The sequence below is a fragment of the Neptunicella plasticusilytica genome (assembly GCF_047922965.1).
GTDB classification, from domain to species: domain Bacteria; phylum Pseudomonadota; class Gammaproteobacteria; order Enterobacterales; family Alteromonadaceae; genus Neptunicella; species Neptunicella plasticusilytica.
Window position 1 is genome coordinate 796,355 of record NZ_CP150481.1, and the last position, 19,520, is coordinate 815,874.

Below are 19,520 nucleotides of genomic sequence, written 5' to 3' on the forward strand. Positions count from 1 at the left end.
TGCTGGCGGTGAATGAGTGCCGCCAACAAACTAGGATGAAGGGCATAAAAATTATTTTCCGGAGAGCGGGTAGATCATCCGCTCTCTTTATAAAAAGTTAGGAGCAATATAGATGTCTATTGTTATTAAGCCGCTTGATGTTGCTAAACGAGGGGCTTGTCCACAGGAATTCAGCTTTGGCTCAACCTTTTCTGACCATATGTTCAGTCAGGACTTTGCTCAGGGAAAGGGCTGGCATAATGCTGAAATCAGCCCTTATCACGCCTTAACTCTGGACCCGTCTGCAGCGGTACTGCACTACAGTCAGGAAATATTTGAAGGCCTAAAAGCCTATCGTAATGCTAACGGCAATATTAATCTGTTCCGTCCTGACGCAAACTTTAAACGTTTTAACCGCAGTGCCAAGCGCATGGTAATGCCTGAAGTGGATGAGCAATTCCATTTTGACGCACTGAAGTCGTTGATTGAACTGGATCATGCCTGGGTACCGGATCAAGCAGGATCTTCGCTATATATTCGTCCTACCATGATTGCCACCAGCTCTAAACTGGGGCTAGGCGCCAGCGCTAATTACACCCATTTTATTATTACCGGTCCGGCAGGGGCTTATTTTCAGGGCGGTTTTAATCCTATTTCGGTGTTTATCGCCGACAAGTATCGCCGTGCAGTCGTCGGTGGTGTCGGTGAAGCTAAAACCGGTGGTAACTATGCCGCCAGTTTGTATGCCTCGGAAGAAGTGGCCAAATTAGGTTATTCACAAGTGTTATGGCTGGATGCCATTGAAGGCCGCTTTATTGAAGAAGTCGGTGCGATGAATATCTGTTTTGTGTACGACAATAACAAGATTGTCACCCCGGCCTTAAGCGGCAGTATCTTACCCGGGATTACCCGCGATTCGATTTTAAAACTGGCTCCGACCTTGGGCTATGAAGTCAGTGAACAGCGCCTGGATGTCAATCAGGTAATGGCGGATATTGAAAGCGGTAAAGTCACCGAATGTTTTGGTTGCGGTACTGCCGCAGTGATTTCACCGGTAGGTAAGCTGTGTTTGATGGGTAAAGATTATATCGTCAACAATAATCAGTCCGGTGCAGTGGCTAAACATTTATATGATCAGTTAACCGGTATTCAATACGGTACAGTTGCCGATCCCTTTGACTGGGTAGTTGAAATCCCGGTTAAGTAACAACACCAAAGATCAACACGGCCTAATAAAAACCACCTTTTCAGGTGGTTTTTTCGTGGTGGATGGTGCGTAGTTGTTATAGACAAGCAGGTGGATTGCGCTCGGTAAACTGCCCATTCCAGTAGGGGTAATAAGGGTAAGGTATGCTGACTCTGGACACCTTATTCAATGCGTCAAGTTGCTCTGTTGTTAATGACCAACCCAATGCGCCGATATTGTCCTGCAACTGTTGCTCGTTTCTGGCACCTATTAACACCGATGATACGCTCGGGCGGCTCAGTAGCCAGTTTATTGCGATTTGCGGGATGCTTTTGCCGGTTTCTGCCGCTATTTGATCCAGCACATCAACCACATTAAACAGATGTTCATCGTCAACCGGCGGCGCAAACTGTGCTGTTTCATGCAGGCGACTTTGTTCCGGCATTTTTTGTCCACGGCGGATTTTACCTGTCAGTCTTCCCCAGCCTAATGGACTCCAGATAATGCCGCCCAGACCCTGATCCAGCCCCACTGGCATCAGTTCCCACTCGTAATCACGGCCGACCAGTGAATAATAGGCCTGGTTGGCAACAAAACGTTGATAACCGTAACGTTCCGCTACAGCTTGGGCCTTCATAATATGCCATCCCGAGAAATTGGATACGCCGATATAGCGTACCTTGCCGGATTGAACTAACTCATTCAGGGTGCTCATCACGCTTTCCAGCGGGGTTTGCGCATCAAAGTGATGTAACTGCAGAATGTCGATATAATCGGTTTTTAGCCGTGTTAACGCTTGTTCCGTGGCGTTGATCAGGTGATGTCTTGATGCACCAACCTGATTGACGCCGTCACCGCTGCGCAGTGTCATCTTGGTGGAGATAATGGCTTTGTCGCGTTTGCCGGATAGTGCCTGCCCCAGTATTTTTTCCGATTCGCCGTCTGAATATACGTCGGCGGTATCAAACAAGTTCACACCATGCTCCAGGCAGATATCAATGATTTTTTTGGCTTCTTCTAGCTGGGAGTTGCCCCAGGCACTAAATAACGGCCCTTTGCCACCAAAAGTACCGGCGCCAAATCCCAATGCAGGTACTTTAAAGCCTGAATCGCCCAGAAAGCGTTGTTCTATTGTCTGTGTCATACATTACTCCTGTGTCTGCGGCCTGATATTCAAGCTTCGCACTGTTGAATAGGGTCAAAAGTTAAATTAGTAGAGGTGTTGCTTGCTTTTAACGAGATGCGGTTATCGATAAAAGCGACCAGCAATGCGACTAATACAAGTAAGGCGGCAACCCAGGGTAGATACGCTACTCTCAAGTAATGAGTCATAACATAACCGCCTAACCAGGCTCCTAAGGCGTTACCCAGATTAAACGCCGCGATATTGAGGCTGGATACCACAGTCGGGGAAAGCCCTTTAGCTGAATTCAGAATATTCATTTGTAACGGGGCCACGGTGGCAAACGCACCTGCTCCGAGCACGCCAAAAAAGATCACCGTTAAGGGCTGGTTATTGAGCGTAAGCGGCAATATCAACAGCGATGCCAATAATATTAATAGCGTCACTATAATGGCCTGACGTGGACGCTGATCAGCGATACGGCCGCCAAACATATTACCGACCACAATACCCAGCCCCACCACCATTAAAATCGCCGATACAGCATCGAGGCTGAACCCGGAAACCTCGGTCAACATGGCTTGAACATAGGTAAATACGGTAAAAAAGCCTGCGAACGCCAATACTGTCATTAACAGCTTTAACAGGATGTCTACACCCAGCAGGCGCGTTAGTGACGAGCTCTCGCCGGCGAGTGTCTTATCCTTGTCTGTTTCAGGTAAAAATGCCGCAATAATAATTATGGAAACCACCCCGACCAGCGAAATCACCGCAAAAGGAATGCGCCAGCCAAAGTTTTGTCCTAACCAGGCGCCAGCCGGTACACCAAGAATGGTCGCCAGGGTTAGCCCGGTGAACATAAAGGCAATAGCACTGGCTTTTTGTGAAGGAGGCACGACTTTGGTGGCCACCACCGAACCCACTCCAAAAAAGGTACCATGGGCGAAGGCAGTTAAAATTCTGGCGGTTAACATCAGTTCATAATTGGGGGCCCACCAACACACCAGATTACCCAGTGTAAAAATCAGCATCATCAGTAATAACGCGTTTTTGTGGGAAAGGCGGCCGCTAAGCCAGGTAAAAATGGGCGCGCCGACCACCACACCTAAGGCATAACCGGAAATAAGAAACCCGGCAGTTTGCAAACCCACCTGCATGTCGTGAGCGACCTGCTCCAGTAAACCCATAATCACAAACTCTGTCGAGCCGATGCCAAAGGCACCGACCGCCAAAGCGTATAACGCCGGGTTTTTGATATAACGTGAAAGATTCATTTGTTTGACTCAATATTAAAAAGATGGTGCAAGCTTAGAGTGCTTGTATTAAATACACTAGACGTGCAAATATAGATTCACTTTCAATAAATTATTGATAATAAATGGACAGACTAACCGATATTGCTATTTTTATCCGGGTACTGGATACCGGCACCATCAGTGCTGCGGCACGCAGTTTAGGCCTAACTCCGGCGGTGGCAAGCAAGCGGCTGATAAGCCTGGAAAAACATCTTGGAGTGCGCTTATTGCACCGCACCACGCGACGGATTAGCGCCACGCCGGAGGGAATTGAGCTGGCTTCAAAAGGACGGCCGCTAATTGAAGATCTGGAGGCGCTGACGTCCGGCTTAACCCAGTCAGGCAAGGAAGTCAGTGGTACGCTGCGTATTACTGCTGCGGTGTCTTTTGGCCATCATTATATTTCGCCGTTATTACCCTCTTTTTTAGCCCAGCATCCCCGTTTACAAGTGCAGTTAAATCTAACCGATGAAAAACGCGATCTGATTAATGACGGTTTTGATCTGGCTATCCGCATCACCAGTTCGCTGCAGGATTCCGGTTTAGTGGCCAGAAAACTGGCGAGCAACTGCCGGATCATGTGTGCCTCCCCCGACTATCTGGAAAAGTATGGTGCTCCTGAAACCCTTGACGACTTGGCCCGGCATCAGTGCTTGCTACTGACCAGCTTTAATGGTCCGGAAGACAGATGGAACCTGACTGACAAAAGTGGTCAGCAATATAGTGTCAAGGTTAAAGGACAGTTGGAAAGCAATCTGGGCGATGCACTGCGTGATGCGGCATTATCCGGATTAGGTATTTCTCTGCATTCCAGTTGGCATATCAGTAAAGATATTGAACAGGGTAAACTGGTCGCCGTGTTACCGGATTATCATATGAAAACGTCGATTTATTCGGTGATGCCACAGCGTCGACTGGTGCCGCCACGAGTGCGGGCTTTTATCGATTTCCTGCAAGACCAGATGAGCAATGAAAACTGGTTGTGACTGTGTTGGATTAATCGGCATAACCGCTACCAATGGCACTAAATGGCATTTCCAGCCCCAACTCAGGTACCTGCTGTCCTACCCAGGCGGGGAAGGTATTGCTGTTCGGCCCCGGAAATACGCTATATTCGTTTGCCCAGGGATAGTGACTAACAGCAGCAGAAATTTTAGGGATCAAAGTGGCTGCTTTATCACCCTGAATCGACAATATTTTCTCCGGTTTGGCCCCATACCAGTAACGGTCGGGTGTGGTGGTATGGTACTCATGCAAGGCTGGAAGACCGCGCTTTACCCGCCAGCCAACCACTTCGTAAACCGTATAATCCTCGGCATCCTGTTGCTTGGTGGCAATCCAGGTATGCACCGCAAACCAGCCACGCCAACTAAAGGCATCTGCTGCGTAGACTTCGATAACCGCATCCTTGTGTTTTGCCGGATTCGGCGCAATGCCTGCCGGTTCACGGGAGGCAGTGCGCCAGCTATTGTTGGAACATGCGCTAAGGAAAATTATACATAATATAACTATCGCATTTCTGGACATATTGACTCCCGGGTGATGGCTGGCGGGAACTATCATAGCGCAAAATGGCCGTTAGTCTGCAACTGGATTGCTGCAGTGAGTATGACAGGCAACGCCTCAACTCAGTATTGAGGCGCTCCCAATATGTTAAAAAGGTTTTAGTGTCAGTCTGCCGTAGGCAATAAAAGCGCTGATCAAGGCGACCACCAACCAATAGCCGATAGGACCGTAGTTGCTATCTCCGGAAAAAATATGTACACCGGTCAGCAGCAGCATGTCAGCAATAATGCAGATTGCAGCTACCGGCACCAGTATGCTGAGTGGTTTATAGAACGCCGGAAATACCAGGCACAGGGCAACAGCTAGCTCAACCACACTCAATGTTAACCAGGCTCCTGACGGAATGGCCTTGAGGGATGGCATGGTCTGTTCAGCGGAATGGGAAAACTTCCAGACTGCGCCAATGGCAGTATGCAAAGCCAGCAAGATTTGTAAAATCCATAGGGTTAGGTTCATCGTTTATTAGCTCCTGTTGTTAGAATCAATGACTTCTACGTTGATATTGCGCAAGGTTTTGGGGTCCATCACGATATCGATGGCGGAAATTTTGTCGCCGCTCAGCGAGAAACAGAATACCACCACAGGTTTCCCGTTGGCGGTCCAGGTAGCACCTGCCAATCCATCCACCAGAGCAAGTTGAGCACCAGCGGCTTTGCCTTTCATGGTCTCTGCCACATGGGTGGCGCCTGAGATCTGGGCCTTAAATTGCGGCGCCCCTTTGGCCTGATTGGCTTTGGTGACTTTAATTGCAGTGTCATCGGCGCGCAGGATGGCATCGGGATGCAGTAGTTTAATCAGTGCGTCAAAATTACCTTCTCGTGAGGCGGCAAGAAAAGCGGTCACCATTTGCTGCTGGCGATCGCTATCCTGATATGCTGGACTGGTTCCTTTCACTCTGCGTCTGGCGCGACTGGCCAACTGCCGGGTGGCAGCTTCGCTTTTGTCAATAACCGGGGCTATTTCCTCAAAGGGCAAGTCAAACAGATCATGCAGTACAAAGGCGATGCGTTCCGCGGGGGATAACGTATCGAGGATCATCAACAAGGCAGGTCCAACCGAGTCGGCGATGATGAAATCCTGTTCTGGTTGCTGCGCGTGAACGTCCTTAACTTCATCATCATATTGCTCAAGCGACTCTTCCGGACGAGATTTTCTGCGGCGTAATATGTCCAGACAAACCCTGGCGACAACAGTGGTTAACCAGCCGCTGAGGTTATCAATTTTTTCCGATTCAGAACGGTTCAGTCTTACCCAGGCCTCCTGAACGGCATCTTCCGCTTCCCCTGTTGAGCCCAGCATCCGGTAAGCAACGGCTTTTAGATGACTTCGGGTTTGTTCAAAATGTATCGTCAACCAATCTTTATTTTGCATCATTATTCAACTTAGTTATTTACTCGCATTTTTCATCTGTTGTAGTACTGACGGCTGGTAGATAAAAAATGTGACAAGAAAGTATAAATTTATTTGAAATTTATCCTAACTAGGGCGTGTTGATCTTTGGGGTGTGAATTTTGTTCAAGTCCAACACCTTCTGGTCGCGACGCCGGGTTGCAGGCCTAGTGGGTCTAAGTCAAAATCCGGCAACAAAGAGCAGAAGGTGTTGGGTTGAACCCTCCGGGCAGTGTTTGTAGCGCATTTCTACAGCGTTATCGCTCATTCATGTAGAATAACTACACCACACTCGCTCTGCCTTGTATAAATACGCTACAAACTGCTGCAAAAACACACACCAAAGATCAACACGCCCTAATCGAATTAAAAAATAAATTTTTTATTTTTTTAATAGTGCAAGGGGAACAAGCCGGTAAACTACCGGCTTAATCAATGAAAGGCAGTCAATAATGCAGTTTTGCCTATTTTACTCTGGTAGCCAAAAAACGCCTGATCTTGGCAATGATTTCATCACCTTTTTCTTCCAGTGCGAAGTGTCCGGTGTCATAAATATTGTAATCCAGATCCTCGACATCCCGCTTATAACCTTCAGCTCCAGACTCGGGAAAGAACGCATCATTCTTGCCCCATACCACCAGTACCGACGGTTGGTAATCGGTTAAATATTGTTGCCACTGAGGATAGAGTTTCAGGTTGTTCTGGTAATCATAAAATAGTTTTAGCTGGACTTGATGCTGACCCGGGCGAGAAATACGGGCATAAGCCAGTTCCCAGCTGTCGGGCAAAATGCTGTCAGGATGCTGGGTGCCATGGGTAAATTGCCACTTCATTCCCTCATAGGAGAATACATTCTCACTAATGATTTTCTCCAATTCAGCACTTTTGTCTTTCCAGTAGTCCAGGACCGGTCCCCAGCCTTTGGGGCTGATACCTTCAAGGTAGGCATTACCATTTTGGGTAATAATTGTCTGGACTCGTTCCGGATGTGCCGTGGCAATGCGGAAACCTACTGGCGCACCGTAATCCTGCATCATCAGTGAATATTTGCTAATTCCTTTTTGGTCGAGAAACTGGTCAATCACCTTGGCCAGGTTATCAAAGTTATAAGTGAATTCAGCCGGACTCGGATAGCTGCTGCTACCAAATCCCGGATAATCGGGAGCAATCAGATGATATTGATCGGACAGTTTTTCCAATACTTCCCTGTATTGGTGTGAAGATGCCGGAAAGCCATGTAATAACACCACAGTAGGTTGGTCGGGATCTCCTGCTTCACGGTAAAAAATTTGCTGATCGCCAACCTGTTCATAACCGTAATGAACACTGGTGTTTTGGTTAGCCACTGCCACTCCTGCAGTGGCGACTAATACCGCGCCTACTGCGGCTTTTTTCATGTTGCTCGAAAACATAATTTACCCCTTGGGAATTGTTGATAATTGACTTAGTTAGCTGAACAAGTTCAGGCAAACTTGATTAAATTAACTAACCTGTTAAATGTGATTAAACAGGTTAGTTAATTTAAGTTAGAATTGTTTTACTAACCTGTCAAGTTGTTTTATAGTGGTTAGTATGTTTTGGCGGATTGAGGTCAATATGCAATTTGTTTTTGTGGGAAATAATCTGGCTTTGGACTTTTGTAATACACAGGTCGCAGAGCGAAAAAAAGTTCGGGATCTATTACTAACTTGGTCCGACTTTTATCACTGGGCGGAATTGGCTGAGTTACCTGTGGAGCAGCAACCCGATGTTGAGTTTGAGCGCGTGTTGGCGTTACGCGCCGATATGACTCAGTTGATTGCCGATAAAGCTGAAGGTCACGTATCCGCTTCGCCTAAACTGGATTTGTTAAATGACTATTTAGGTATCGCCCATGATTTGCAACATCTTGATTTTAATGCTGCAAGTGGGGAATTTATTTTACAGCCCAGGCACAGATTGTTACCGGTTAGTGCGGTGCTGGCTAAAATCGCCGAGGCTGCAGCCCAAGCCTTGGTGGCAGAGCAACGTTACCCAGTTAAAAAATGTGCCAATCCTGACTGCGTGCTGCATTTTTTGGACACATCACGCACCGGTAAACGCAAGTGGTGTAGCATGGATATATGCGGGAACCGCACTAAAGTGGCGGTTCACCAACGAAAACACAGTTAACTGCCTGCGCTCAGATTAGTTCATCTCAGGCAGGATAACTTGTGCTGAAATGGGATAATGGTCGGAGATATAATACTGTCCTTCACGAATTTGATGAGTCATGTAACGGCTGCTGGTTAATCCTTTGCTGATAAAGATATAGTCGATACGTTTGGCCTCGTGCTGGCCATAACCGTTGTAAGTGGTCGCAGGTTGATGGTCATCTACCAGGCCGCTATCTTTAAATTGCAGTGCCGAGTCAGCCAAAATTGTCGCATAGGCGGGTTCTGATTCCAGCGTATTTAAATCCCCCATCAGGATCACCGGCTCATCTTTGGCGATAGTGGGAATATAGCGAACCAGGAACTCAGCACTTTTTTGACGGGCCAGATCGCTAACATGGCTAAAATGAGCGTTAAACACAAAAAAGATGTTGTTGTTGTGGCTGAACTTGGCCCAGGTGACTACTCGGGGTAGTTGGGCTAACCAGCCGATAGAGCCCGCGACATCTGGTGTTTCCGATAACCAGAAATAGCCGCTATCCAGTTTTTCCAGTGTGCGGGTGTTATATAATAAAGGCACAAATTCACCAGCACGCTTACCGTCGTCACGACCCACACCGATAAAGGCATAATCCGCCAGATGATTATCCAGCCAGTCCAGTTGATGGGCTAACACTTCCTGCATGCCTACCACATCGGGTTGGGTTTGTTGCAGATGTGCAAGTACGGTTTGTTGCCGTTTGGGCCAGGCATTGACGCCGTCACCCGGATTATCGTAACGCAGATTAAAGCTTTCAATTAGTACTATTGTTTTTTGCGGAGTCGCCGTAACAGGGATTGAAAATGCGCAGAATAAAAATACTAAAACCAGGCTTTGTGACATCTTCTATTCCTTAGTTAACAGAAAAATTTTTAATCAGCTAATTTTTACCACAACATTATAATAGATAAAACAACACTAAGAAGCTTGGTGATTAAATATAATTTCTGTTCTAACATACTGTTTAATTTGATTTTTTAATCATTACAGTCTACTGATATCATGTGTATTATTTAGGTTCTAATTAACTATCGTTATTCGAAGTATTAGATTGTAGTTTCAGTTGCTATTTAACACGCACTCGATATTGGAGCGAGCGGTTAAGTTAACTCAAGGTAATACAGCATGGTGATTGATGCTCGTTCACATGCCAGTTCAGCCGGACTTGAACCCATCTATTTTGTTGGCATTGATGGCGGGGCGACCCACTGTCGAGCAGCCATTTTTGACCAGCAGCAGTTACTGGGCGTTGGCAAGGCAGGGCCAGCCAACCCGGTGAACGGTCTGGAACAGACCCAACAATCCATTACGCAGGCCGTGCAATTGGCGCTTGAAGACGCTGGTTTGGGACAGGTTTCACTCAAACAGCTAGTGGTGGGCGCGGGGTTGGCCGGTTTGCATTTACCCAGTATGCAACTAGCTATGGCCAACTGGCCACATCCTTTTGGCCGCTTGTTTCTGACTACAGATTTACATGCTGCCGTGCTCGGCGCTCATGCCGGTGAAGAGGGGGCGGTGATTATTCTGGGCACCGGTTTTAGCGCCTTGGGCATTCATCAGGGCGAACATCATGCTATTGGTGGCTATGGCTTTCCTATTTACGCCACCTGCAGCGGCTCCTGGTTTGGGCTGGAATTAATTAAAGCCGTATTGCTGGATGCTGACGGTGTAGGGCCCCATACCTCACTGACTCAGGCAGTACTGGACGATTTCGATATTATTTCACTGGCAGAAAAAATGAATAATGCTCCCGCCCAGGAGTTTGCCCGTTTTGCTCCTCTGGTATTTGAACATGCCCGCAGGGGAGACGATATCAGTCTTGGTTTACTCAGGCAGGGGGCTGAATTTATCAATAAAGTCATGACCCGACTGGCCGGTTTCGGTATTGACAGAATTGCATTTGTTGGCGGTGTGGCGCCTCATATTCAGCCTTATTTGGCGCATGAGTTGCGTGATCTGGTCGTGGAGGCGCAGGCCAGTCCGGAACAAGGAGCCATGTTACTGGGATATCAACGTTATACCACATTAAATCCGGCATGATTTTATAAGGAAAGATTGATGAGCACTAACCGACGTGATTTTTTAAAACTCTCCGCTATAGCCGGTGCATTGGGACTGGTATCGGCCAAGACGGTGGCAAAAAATAAGGTAGGCAAACCCGTTGTGGTGTCGACCTGGGAACATGGCACTCCGGCAAATGAAGCCGCCTGGAAAATACTGAGTCAAAATGGCCGTGCACTGGATGCAGTTGAAGCCGGTGTCAGGGTGCCTGAAGCTGATCCAGAGGTACGTACTGTCGGCTATGGCGGTTATCCCGATGCCAAGGGAATTGTGACACTGGATGCCTGCATTATGGATGACAATATGAACTGTGGTTCGGTGGCTTTTTTGCAAAATATCAAGCACCCCATTTCAGTGGCGCGCAAAGTGATGGAAAACACCCCTCACGTAATGCTGGTCGGGCAGGGGGCGCTGGATTTTGCCAAGACGCAGGGCTTTGTTGAAGAAGACTTGCTCACACCCGAGTCCAAAGCCGATTGGCAGCGCTGGTTAAAAGAGCGCGAGGTCAAGATGATCAATATCGAGAATCACGACACTATCGGTATGCTGGCACTGGATAGTGCCGGTAACTTGTCCGGAGCCTGCACCACCAGCGGCGCAGCATACAAGATGCATGGCCGGGTGGGAGATTCGCCCTTGATTGGCGCGGGCCTGTATGTGGATAACGAAATTGGTGCCGCCACCGCCACCGGCATGGGAGAACTGATGATTAAAACTGTCGGTTGTCATCTGGTGGTGGAACTCATGCGTCAGGGCGCATCTCCTGAACAGGCCTGCAAGCAGGCTGTCGAGCGTATCGCTGCCAAACTGGGGGATTACAAAGCCTTTCAGGTCGGCTTTCTGGCCCTGAACAAGCAGGGTGAATATGGTGCTTACTGTATCCAGTCAGGTTTCAATTACGCGGTTCGCAACCAGCAGGGTGCCAAGTTAATTGATGCCGACAGTTTATTGCAGGTTCCTGCATAGTGACGAAGATGATTCGGTCGATATTCTCAGTGGAAGTTATCAAATGACACCTGCATTAGAGATCTGTCTGGCTGCAGATGATTTGGTCCAACTTGGTAAGAATACTCAAGCCGTGTTGGAGGGTGGTGCGGTGCGCATCGAACTTTGCGCAAATATGGCAGAGCAAGGATTAACTCCTACATTTGAAGCCGTACAGTTAGTTAAAAATATGATCGGTGATTCTGTTGAATTGATGGTGATGCTGCGCCCGATTGCTGGACATTTTTGTTATTCTTTTGCTCAAATCGATTCAATGCTGGTCACCATGGAAAGATTGGCAAAAGCTGGTGCCGACGGTGTGGTGACTGGTGTATTAAATGAAGAGCATCAACCCGATTATGTGACATTAGATCTTTTGCTTGAACATGCAAAAATGTTGGGGTTGTCTGTTACTTTTCATCGGGCATTTGATGCCATAGATAATCAATATCAGGCGCTTGAGCGCTTTATACAACTTGGGATTAATCGTGTACTAACTTCCGGCACAGACTGGTTGTCGACTCAAGGAGTAGAATATGGGATCCATCGACTACAAGATTTTCTCAATATAGTCGATAACCATATGGAGATTATTGTTGGTGGGGGAGTGAGTCTTGCTAATATTGACTCACTCAAACAGCAATTAGCTGGCAATAATAGAAGAATTTCTTTTCATACTTATTCTGCGGTACTGGAGGGAAATCAAGTCAACCGCTTGAAAGTCGCCAACATGGTGTCGTGTCTGACGCAAATCACATAAAACTCCAAAAGTACCAATGCGTATTTCACGCCTGTTTAGCCCATTTGTGCTTTTCCTGTGCTGGCGGTACGTCAAATAAGCGGCGGTATTCGCGGCTGAACTGGGAAGGGCTCTCATAACCGACTGCTCGAGCTACCGCAGCGACGCCCTGATCCGTACTGAGTATCAGCCGCCTGGCTTCCTGTAAACGCAGATTTTTATGATATTGCAAGGGACTGATAGCGGTAAAAGATTTGAAATGATGATGTAAGGCTGACACGCTCATATGCGCCTGTTTGGCCAATTCATCGACTTTCAGCGGCTGGTGATAGTTGTCATGCAACAGGTGGAGTACCCGTGCAATACGGTTCACATGCCCATCTTGCAGAATCATCTGCTGTAACTGTTTGCCTTGTCCTGCTCTGAGCAGCCGATAAAATATCTCGCGTTTAATCAATGGTGCCAGAATAGGAATATCTTCCGGCGTTTCAAGCAGTTTTATTAAACGCGTTAGCGGGTCAAGTAAATCCTGTCCAAGCCGGTGGATTTGAATACCTTTTACGTCTTGCTGTTTATCGATAGGCGGCAGGTTTTCATCGGATAGTAATAAGCTGATTTCTTTGGAATCCAGCAGTAACTTCAAACCCAGTGAAGGCTCGGACTCGTGAGTGAGAGTTACCCTGGCTGTAACCGGTAAATCAGCCGTCGATACCATATAATGGAAAGGATCGTAACGGTAGCTTTCATTACCGATCGATACCTGTTTTGAACCTTTTACCATAACCGATAGTGCAGGCTGCTGGATGCCTGCAATTGGACCCGTAGAACAACAGACTTTGGCTAATAACAAACCTTCAATCGCAGTTTCAATAGCGCCTTCCTGATTTTCGGTTTGACGACTTAGCACCGAAACCAGTTCATTGCGGATCTGATCTTGAGATACGGATATGTCCGAGGAAGTAGGGTGTGGCTGAGCCGCGGCGAGTTCCATATGTTCTCCTCCAGGATAAATATACATTCTGTAGAAATAGGCAAGTTTTTAGGACAAATAGACAAATCTACTTCTGCTATCCTTAATTCTCGACTCGGTAATTACCTAATAATAGTAAGTGTTAAAAAGTTAGCTGCTGTAAATTAATACAGTAATTTGTGAAAATAAAGCATTATGTACAAATAGGCATCAACTAAGTAGAAATAGGCACATCATTATCACTTGTCACCCACTATAGTATTATGGCTATCAAACAATCCGTTCTGATGCCCGTGAGTTGTTTTCTCTTGTAACCCGGTCAGACACTGGTAGTGCCACATTTTCAATTCTGTGTTGGTTTAATGCAAAGGATAGGGCCTAACATGTCTATCATAACTCAATATGAACAAAACAAAGCTGTTGTTGAAAACTGGTTTCGTGGTTTCTGGGGAAATTCCGTTGACTTGTCGGTGGTGGATCGATATCTGGCAGAGGATGCGCAATTGAATTACTCGGGACGGGAAAGTTTGCGAGGACATCAGCAGATTCGCCGCTTTATACAGGGATTCAGACGGGCTTACCCTGACTTGGTATTTTGGCAAGTCGGTGAGCTAATTGCCGAAGGGGAGTATGTCATTGGCCGCTGGGACGGCATGGCAACGCATACTGGCCCGGCCTTTGATGATTCTCTGGTGGGGGTACCTTATGCCAATAGTGGCATGTCGATAAGGTTCACCGGCGGAAGCATTCGTTTTCATCTGGTTGATGGCCAGATAAAAGAAGTGCGAGCACAAGGACAAGCACTCATTGCTTTGCAACCGGATTCTGTCGACTGGTTTAAACCTTCATTGCATGCTTACTAGGGGGGATTTGGTCGGCAGAAATATTTGTACATACCTTAATACAATTTTATACATAATTTATTACTTAAAAGCCTTATAAATAGGTTGATTGACAGCGTATTTACTTTACAAACAGGCATGAATGTATATAATAAACATTCGCCGATGTATGTTTGTTTTATTATTGTTAACACAAAGGAAAAACCATGTTCAGAATATTGGCAATGAGTTTCGCCATCATTGTTTCTTCATTATCTGCAGCTGCGTGGGCGGCAGATATTGATACAACTAATCCATATAAAATGGTTGATCAGGTTGCCACTAAAACCTTTGGCCGCATCAAGAGCGAAAAGGCCAATATTGAAAAGAATCCGGAAGTATTGCGCGATATCGTATCGCAAGAACTGATGCCATACGTTGACTCAAATTATGCAGCGATGAAGGTATTGGGTAAATACTATCGTAATTACCCGAAAGAAAAGGTGTATGAGTATATTAATGATTTTCAGCCTTATATCGTCTCAACTTACGCTAACGCGCTGACATACTATAACGACCAGACTGTTGAATTTGAGCCGGAAAAAGATTTTTCAGATGAAAAACAGGTGTCGGTAAAAGCGATAGTTAAAGATCCCGGTAAACCTGATATCAAACTGGCCTTTATTGTTCGCAAAGATCGTAAGACAGGCGCCTGGCAGGCTTATGATATGGTGGTCGAAGGTATTAGTCTGGTTTCCAGCAAGCAAAGTGAATTTGAATCCATTTTGCGCCAGCAGGGTTTGCAAACCGTGATTGACTTGATGAAAGAGAAAACCAGCCAGAAAATTGATATTAATCCTGAAAAATAATATTTCTGCCAAATATGCGCCGCTTCAGGCGCATATCCATCCCGATTTACTGTTCTTTTTATCTAATACTTTGATATATCTATATTTATTGGCTTTACTAAATTCATGATGAAATGATTAGTTAAGGACAATATTTGAATCTAATTTACTGTAAAGGTTACCGTGCACTTTGGCATTGCTTTAGTGTGATGTTGTTGCATTGGAAGTGCGCAACAAACAGGTTAGAATCGCGCCCCGCTGGGCGGGGAGTCAATGGAACTTCTGCCGATCAAGTAGATCCAACAAAGCTACAACTTATCATTTTTACCCTATTAATATTATCAACTGAGGCTGCTTATGCTGTTTAACGGTAACTTGACTACTGAATGTCCAATTCGTCAGAAAATCAGGAATTTTTATCGAATAGAAGAAAACCTGGCTGTTGATCATATTTTACCGGATGCGGAAGTAAATATGCGTGCCCGCAGTCGTGCCTGGGAAAGGGCGCGAACCATGGTATTGCGTATCCGTCGTGAACAGGAAGGGCACGGTGGTATCGATGCATTGTTAAACGAATACTCCTTATCCACCGCCGAAGGTGTGGTGTTGATGTGTCTGGCCGAAGCCTTGTTGCGGGTACCGGATAAGGAGACTCAGGACGAACTGATCCGCGACAAATTATCTAAAGGAAAATGGACACCGCATCTGGGCAATAGCGACTCGTTATTTGTCAATGCCTCGTCATGGGGATTGTTGATGACCGGTAGCATGGTCAAATATGCGGATAAACGGCAGAAAGAACATTTCGGTATTCTTAAACAGTTAATCGGCCGTGTCGGTGAGCCGGTGATCCGTAAGGCGATGAATATCGCCATGAAAATTATGGGCCGCCAGTTTGTGATGGGGGAAAACATCAAGGATGCGGTCGCTCGAGCGGAAGAAAAAGAACGCAATGGTTATGTCTATTCCTACGACATGTTGGGTGAAGGGGCTCGCACCAGTAAAGATGCGCAGCGTTATTACGATGCGTATGCCAATGCGATTGAAGTCATCGGTAAGGCCGCCGCAGGTAAAGGGCCACGTAAAAGCCCTGGTATCTCGGTTAAGCTGTCAGCCATTCATCCCCGCTATGAATTTACTCACCGCGAAAGGGTGTTGGCAGAAATTCCGCCCAAGTTAAAAGACTTATGTTTATTGGCCAAAAAATACGATATTGGTTTAACTGTCGATGCGGAAGAATCCGAGCGCCTGGATATTTCACTGGATATTATTGAAATGGTGTTCAGTGATGAAGACCTGGCTGGCTGGAGTGGCTTTGGTCTGGCGGTACAGGCCTATCAGAAACGTGCTTTATTTGTGATTGACTGGTTGCGGGAGCTGACCAAACGTGTCGGCAGAACCATGATGGTGCGTTTGGTTAAAGGCGCCTACTGGGATACCGAAATCAAGAATGCCCAAAAAGATGGACTGGATCATTTCCCGGTATTTACCCGTAAATACTCCACTGACGTGTCTTATCATGCTTGCGCCAACCGTCTACTGGACTACCGCGATACGATTTACCCACAATTTGCTACGCATAATGCCTATACCGCATCGGTGATTCTGGAATTGGCCGGTGATGATAAAGAAGGCTTTGAATTCCAGTGCCTGCACGGTATGGGGGATACCCTGTATGACCAGATTGTCACCGTCGACAATATCCAGTGCCGGGTCTATGCCCCGGTGGGTGATCATGAAGATTTATTAGCTTATCTGGTGCGCAGACTGTTAGAAAACGGCGCGAATTCTTCGTTTGTTAACGCCATCGTCGATGAAACCCGTCCGGTAGAATCCTTGCTGGAAGACCCGGTGGAAAAAACCCAGCGCCTCAAGCACAAATATAATGAACAAATTCGCAAGCCGGTAGATTTATACGGGGACGAACGTTTTAATTCCAGAGGTCTGGATGTCACTGATATCAATACTATCGGTCCATTAAAACACTCTCTGGATCGTTGGTTTAACGAACACCAGTTGAGCGAAGATTCGATTCCGCAAGGCTGCCATGCCGTGCGTAACCCGGCTAATCATAGCGAAATTGTCGGCTACCATCGTTACGACGACAGCGAGCAAATGTTGGCAAAACTGGATAAAGCCCACAACGCGTTTGCCGACTGGTCGCAAACGCCGGTTTCCGAGCGGGCCAATTTGTTGCGTCGTACCAGCGATATTCTTGAGCGCCATATGGATGAACTGATCGGCTTGTGTATTAAAGAAGCCGGTAAAGTGACCCAGGATGGCGTGGATGAAGTGCGGGAAGCTGTCGATTTCTGTCGCTATTACGCCGCTCGGGCTGAAGAGTTAGCCGATGATGACAGATTAGCACCCCGTGGCGTGGTGCTGTGTATCAGTCCGTGGAATTTCCCGTTGGCAATTTTCCTGGGGCAGGTCGCTGCGGCATTGGTCACCGGTAATACCGTAGTGGCTAAACCGGCAGAGCAAACCGGATTAATTGCCTTGCGTGCGATTGAATTAATGGAATCTGTGGGCATGCCCGAAGGCGTAGTACAAATGGTGATTGGCCCAGGCTCCAAAGTGGGTGAAACCTTGATCCCGGACGAGCGGATTAAGGCAGTTATGTTTACCGGCTCGACCCAGACCGGCACACTCATCTCACAAATTCTGGCCAGCCGTGGCGGTGAACAGGTGCCACTGATTGCCGAAACAGGTGGGCAGAACTGCATGATCGTCGATTCGACTGCCTTACCTGAGCAGGTTGTCGATGACGTGATTTCGTCCGGCTTCCAGAGCGCCGGACAGCGTTGTTCCGCTTTGCGTATTCTGTATTTACAGGAAGACATTGCCGACAGAGTGACCGAGATGCTGGTAGGTGCGTTAAAAGAACTGCATGTAGGCGATCCGGCCATGCTATCTACCGATGTGGGACCGGTGATTGATCAAAAAGCGCTGAATACCTTAAATAAACATGTCGAAGATATGCAGGATAAAGCCAAATTGCTGTACGAATGCAATATTGCTGATGTGCCGGCAGAGTCAACATTCTTCGCCCCGCGCCTGTATCAGATAGATAATATCAATGTGTTGCAAAAAGAAGTGTTTGGTCCCTGTGTACATATAGTGCGCTTTAAATCCAAATCGCTGGAACAGGTGATCCATGATATCAATTCAACCGGTTACGGTTTGACCATGGGCATTCATTCACGCATTGAAGAGCGGGCGGTGGAACTGGCCAAGTTATCTCGTGCCGGTAACGTGTATATTAACCGCAATATGATCGGTGCCATCGTAGGTGTCCAGCCATTTGGTGGACGCGGATTATCCGGTACCGGTCCCAAAGCTGGCGGGCCGAACTACTTGCCTCGGCTGATGATAGAAAAAGCCACGCCGAAGACTGTCTCGGAAGATTACGAGCCGGAACAGGATACCGCCTTGCAGAGTGATGAAAAAGGACGCAATCAGGCCCATGAAATTATGCAAAAAGCGGTTGAGGCAGAAAATGACTGGCGTTTGACGGTATTGAACACCCGGATTTCCGCCGTACGTCAGCTGTTGGCCAAAATATCCAAAGTGGATATCGTTGAAGAGCTCGCGGAGGATTTAAACCGCACCTTGTCTACAGCCCGTTCGCAGTTGATCAGTATCGAAAGACACCTGAGAAACCCGAAACAGTTGCCAGGCCCTACAGGTGAATCCAATGTCCTGTATCTGGAACCGCGCGGTATTCTGGTCTGTTTTGCGGATAAAAACGTGACTTTCGAATATTGGGCGTTGTCGGTGGTGACGGCCCTGGCTACCGGTAACGTGGTGATTTCAGTGGTATCCGATCTGTTCTATGAGGAAGCTATCGAGTTCCGTAACCAGTTTGTCGCGACCGGTTCGCCTGAAGGGGTATTGCAGGTAGCCAAACTGGGTCATCTGGAAGCCTTACTAAGTGAGCAAAAATTGGCTGGTGTGGTTATCGACAGTAACAGTGATCGTAGTGCTTATATCACCCAGAAGTTAGCTGAACGCGAAGGTGTTATATTGCCGGTAATTACTGCCGAATATAACGATAACCTGATCCAGCGACTGCTGACCGAGAAGACGCTCAGCATTGATACTACCGCATCCGGCGGTAATACTTCGCTGATGACCTTGGTAGAAGATGACGAATAGCCAAGATTGATCATCATTAAATAAAGATAGGAAGGAGAGCCGCGCTCTCCTTTTTTATATGCAAAAAAATGCTGATACCTGCTAGACAGACAAACAAGTCTACCACCCGACAATATCCTTCCTGTTATTCGTCATGTCTACCTAGGCCTTTATATCAAAGGGATAGAGTTTAAATAGAGGAAAAAAGGAGATGAGCAAGGTTGATTGAAAGCTATGCTCGCGGCTAGTT

The 19,520-nt window shown here is 47.0% G+C and carries 17 protein-coding genes; 9 read left to right on the forward strand and 8 right to left on the reverse strand.

The window, feature by feature from the left end:
- The first annotated feature begins 112 nt into the window (after positions 1-112).
- A complete protein-coding gene (locus V1467_RS03575) occupies positions 113-1,186 on the forward strand; it encodes a branched-chain amino acid aminotransferase (protein WP_416307433.1) in 1,074 nt (357 codons plus the stop codon).
- Positions 1,187-1,262: 76 nt separating this feature from the next.
- On the opposite strand, the gene V1467_RS03580 is transcribed toward V1467_RS03575, so the two are convergent.
- Positions 1,263-2,309 (reverse strand): aldo/keto reductase, encoded by a 1,047-nt coding sequence (locus V1467_RS03580; RefSeq protein ID WP_416307434.1) that lies wholly within the window; start codon positions 2,307-2,309, stop codon positions 1,263-1,265.
- 29 nt (positions 2,310-2,338) lie between these two features.
- Positions 2,339-3,562 carry an MFS transporter gene (locus tag V1467_RS03585; RefSeq protein ID WP_416307435.1) on the reverse strand — a complete coding sequence of 408 codons (1,224 nt, stop codon included), beginning with the start codon at positions 3,560-3,562 and terminating at the stop codon, positions 2,339-2,341.
- Between the two features lie 104 nt (positions 3,563-3,666).
- Between V1467_RS03585 and V1467_RS03590 the strand changes: the two genes are divergently transcribed.
- Positions 3,667-4,569, forward strand: coding sequence for a LysR family transcriptional regulator (locus V1467_RS03590; RefSeq protein ID WP_416307436.1), 903 nt, complete (start codon positions 3,667-3,669; stop codon positions 4,567-4,569).
- A gap of 10 nt (positions 4,570-4,579) precedes the next feature.
- On the opposite strand, the gene V1467_RS03595 is transcribed toward V1467_RS03590, so the two are convergent.
- The 4 genes from V1467_RS03595 to V1467_RS03610 all read right to left on the reverse strand — a co-directional run bounded on the left by V1467_RS03595 (position 4,580) and on the right by V1467_RS03610 (position 7,950).
- Positions 4,580-5,110 carry a DUF3750 domain-containing protein gene (locus V1467_RS03595; protein ID WP_416307437.1) on the reverse strand — a complete coding sequence of 177 codons (531 nt, stop codon included), beginning with the start codon at positions 5,108-5,110 and terminating at the stop codon, positions 4,580-4,582.
- A gap of 126 nt (positions 5,111-5,236) precedes the next feature.
- Positions 5,237-5,605, reverse strand: coding sequence for a DoxX family protein (locus tag V1467_RS03600; protein ID WP_416307438.1), 369 nt, complete (start codon positions 5,603-5,605; stop codon positions 5,237-5,239).
- 6 nt (positions 5,606-5,611) lie between these two features.
- Complete coding sequence (locus V1467_RS03605) at positions 5,612-6,523, reverse strand: sigma-70 family RNA polymerase sigma factor (RefSeq protein ID WP_416307439.1); 912 nt, start codon at positions 6,521-6,523, stop codon at positions 5,612-5,614.
- 479 nt (positions 6,524-7,002) lie between these two features.
- Positions 7,003-7,950: an alpha/beta fold hydrolase gene (locus V1467_RS03610; protein ID WP_416307440.1), complete on the reverse strand. Its 948-nt coding sequence runs from the start codon at positions 7,948-7,950 to the stop codon at positions 7,003-7,005.
- A 184-nt stretch (positions 7,951-8,134) separates the two neighbouring features.
- Between V1467_RS03610 and V1467_RS03615 the strand changes: the two genes are divergently transcribed.
- Complete coding sequence (locus V1467_RS03615) at positions 8,135-8,689, forward strand: CGNR zinc finger domain-containing protein (RefSeq protein WP_416307441.1); 555 nt, start codon at positions 8,135-8,137, stop codon at positions 8,687-8,689.
- 15 nt (positions 8,690-8,704) lie between these two features.
- Here the strand turns inward: V1467_RS03615 and V1467_RS03620 are convergent, their stop codons facing one another.
- A complete protein-coding gene (locus V1467_RS03620) occupies positions 8,705-9,553 on the reverse strand; it encodes an endonuclease/exonuclease/phosphatase family protein (protein ID WP_416307442.1) in 849 nt (282 codons plus the stop codon).
- Positions 9,554-9,835: 282 nt separating this feature from the next.
- Between V1467_RS03620 and V1467_RS03625 the strand changes: the two genes are divergently transcribed.
- The 3 genes from V1467_RS03625 to V1467_RS03635 are packed head-to-tail and all read left to right on the forward strand — an operon-like array spanning position 9,836 to position 12,515.
- The gene (locus V1467_RS03625; protein WP_416307443.1) at positions 9,836-10,750 is read left to right on the forward strand and encodes a BadF/BadG/BcrA/BcrD ATPase family protein; all 915 of its coding nucleotides are present in this window, start codon (positions 9,836-9,838) and stop codon (positions 10,748-10,750) included.
- Positions 10,751-10,768: 18 nt separating this feature from the next.
- Positions 10,769-11,737 (forward strand): N(4)-(beta-N-acetylglucosaminyl)-L-asparaginase, encoded by a 969-nt coding sequence (locus V1467_RS03630; RefSeq protein ID WP_416307444.1) that lies wholly within the window; start codon positions 10,769-10,771, stop codon positions 11,735-11,737.
- 43 nt (positions 11,738-11,780) lie between these two features.
- Positions 11,781-12,515 carry a copper homeostasis protein CutC gene (locus V1467_RS03635; protein ID WP_416307445.1) on the forward strand — a complete coding sequence of 245 codons (735 nt, stop codon included), beginning with the start codon at positions 11,781-11,783 and terminating at the stop codon, positions 12,513-12,515.
- A 25-nt stretch (positions 12,516-12,540) separates the two neighbouring features.
- Here the strand turns inward: V1467_RS03635 and V1467_RS03640 are convergent, their stop codons facing one another.
- Complete coding sequence (locus tag V1467_RS03640) at positions 12,541-13,485, reverse strand: AraC family transcriptional regulator N-terminal domain-containing protein (protein ID WP_416307446.1); 945 nt, start codon at positions 13,483-13,485, stop codon at positions 12,541-12,543.
- A 362-nt stretch (positions 13,486-13,847) separates the two neighbouring features.
- Here V1467_RS03640 and V1467_RS03645 point away from each other — a divergent pair, with 362 nt between their 5' ends.
- The 3 genes from V1467_RS03645 to putA all read left to right on the forward strand — a co-directional run bounded on the left by V1467_RS03645 (position 13,848) and on the right by putA (position 19,291).
- On the forward strand, positions 13,848-14,327 hold the full coding sequence (locus V1467_RS03645) for an ester cyclase (protein ID WP_416307447.1): 480 nt from the start codon (positions 13,848-13,850) through the stop codon (positions 14,325-14,327).
- Between the two features lie 185 nt (positions 14,328-14,512).
- The gene (mlaC, locus tag V1467_RS03650; RefSeq protein ID WP_416307448.1) at positions 14,513-15,154 is read left to right on the forward strand and encodes a phospholipid-binding protein MlaC; all 642 of its coding nucleotides are present in this window, start codon (positions 14,513-14,515) and stop codon (positions 15,152-15,154) included.
- Positions 15,155-15,490: 336 nt separating this feature from the next.
- Positions 15,491-19,291 (forward strand): bifunctional proline dehydrogenase/L-glutamate gamma-semialdehyde dehydrogenase PutA, encoded by a 3,801-nt coding sequence (putA, locus tag V1467_RS03655; RefSeq protein WP_416307449.1) that lies wholly within the window; start codon positions 15,491-15,493, stop codon positions 19,289-19,291.
- Positions 19,292-19,520: the final 229 nt, after the last annotated feature.